This is a genomic window from Phytobacter sp. V91 (assembly GCF_965644225.1).
Taxonomy (GTDB): domain Bacteria; phylum Pseudomonadota; class Gammaproteobacteria; order Enterobacterales; family Enterobacteriaceae; genus CBFFRJ01.
Genome location: NZ_CBFFRJ010000262.1, coordinates 1 through 1689 on the forward strand (window position 1 = coordinate 1; position 1689 = coordinate 1689).

General features: G+C 51.7%; 2 protein-coding genes. Both read left to right on the forward strand.

The genetic code is table 11. The annotated features are described in order from the left end of the window. Positions 1-420, forward strand: a 420-nt coding sequence (locus ACSZO4_RS25470; protein WP_437891868.1) for an SH3 domain-containing protein, incomplete at its 5' end; no start/stop codon positions are given. A gap of 20 nt (positions 421-440) precedes the next feature. Next, positions 441-1661, forward strand: coding sequence for an ISL3 family transposase (locus ACSZO4_RS25475; protein WP_437891869.1), 1221 nt, complete (start codon positions 441-443; stop codon positions 1659-1661). The last annotated feature ends 28 nt before the right edge of the window (positions 1662-1689 follow it).

Sequence of the window (1689 nt, forward strand, 5' to 3'; positions counted from 1 at the left end):
GGGTCTTCCCCTGTTGTGGTGGCTGTTGTAGGCTTTTCGCTGTTGACCCAACAACAGGAGGAAAACCACTTGAATAATGCTGCTGTTGTCATCAGGGAATACACTTCTGCTTTTCCTGACCCCATATCTATAAAGAAAGCCAGTACTGTCGTTATCAGCCATTGTGATCTTGAGTATCGCGGATGGGTATGGGTAACGCTTCCTTCCGGTAAAGCCGGATGGGCTCCACAACAAATATTTACTCCCATTAGCACCAACGAAGTCATCTGCCTTGAAGACTATACGGCGCATGAATTATCAGTCAGGTCCAGCGAGAGAATTACTGTCATAAAGTCTCTTAATGGCTGGTACTGGGCACTCAAGCACTCAGGAGAATCTGGCTGGGTGCCGGAAGAATGTGTAAGTATTCTGGATGTCTAATTTTAATCCGGTACGCGTTTATGGACGAAAAATCCCTCTATGCCCACATTCTGAATTTATCGGGGCCGTGGCAGGTTGAATCCTTGTCCCTCGATGAAAATGCAGGTTCCGTTACTGTCACTGTCGGGATCGCTGAAAACACTCTGTTAACCTGTCCTGCCTGCGGTAAATCCTGTCCTGTTCACGATCACCGGCATCGTCAATGGCGACACCTTGATACCTGCCAGTTCGCGACAATAGTTGAAGCTGATGTTCCCCGTATTAAGTGCCCGGAGCATGGCTGTCAGACTCTGCCTGTTCCGTGGGCGGGGCCCGGAAGCCGGTATACGCTGCTGTTCGAATCGTTCGTGCTCTCATGGCTAAAAATCAGCACCATTGATGCTGTCAGAAAGCAACTAAAACTCAGCTGGAATGCTGTTGACGGCATTATGACTCGCGCGGTTAAGCGCGGTCTTGCACGGATAAAAAAGCCGTTAGCAGGCAGGCATATGAATGTGGACGAGGTCGCCTTTAAAAAAGGACACCAGTATATAACGGTGATCTCCGATCGCGACGGGCGGGCGCTGGCCTTAACGGATGAGCGCGGAACAGAAAGTCTCGCCGGTTACCTCAGAACGCTGACTGACGGGCAACTGCTGGCTATCAAAACACTCTCAATGGACATGAACGCGGGCTATATAAGGGCTGCACGCATCCATCTGCCCAGCGCAGTTGAGAAAATCGCCTTCGACCGCTTCCACGTGGCGAAGCAACTGGGCGAGGTGGTGGATAAAACCCGGCAGAATGAACATCCGCACCTTCCGGTAGAAAGCCGCCGACAGGCAAAGGGGACACGCTTCCTGTGGCAGTACAGCGAAAAATGGATGACCGAATCCCGGCTGGAAAAGCTGATATGGCTGCGGGCACAGATGAAACTGACCAGCCAGTGTTGGGCGCTGAAAGAGCTGGCGAAGGATATCTGGAACAGGCCATGGAGCGAGGAACGGCGGAATGACTGGCAACGATGGCTGGCGCTGGCGGCCAACAGTGATGTGCCAATGATGAAAAATGCGGCGAAAACAATAGGGAAAAGGCTCTACGGGATCCTGAATGCAATGCGACATAACGTCTCAAACGGTAATGCGGAGGCACTGAACAGCAAGATCAGGCTGCTGAGAATAAAAGCCAGAGGATACAGGAACAGGGAGCGCTTCAAACTGGGAGTGATGTTCCACTACGGGAAGCTGAATATGGCGTTCTGAGTCTTCCCACCATAATCGGGGAAGACCC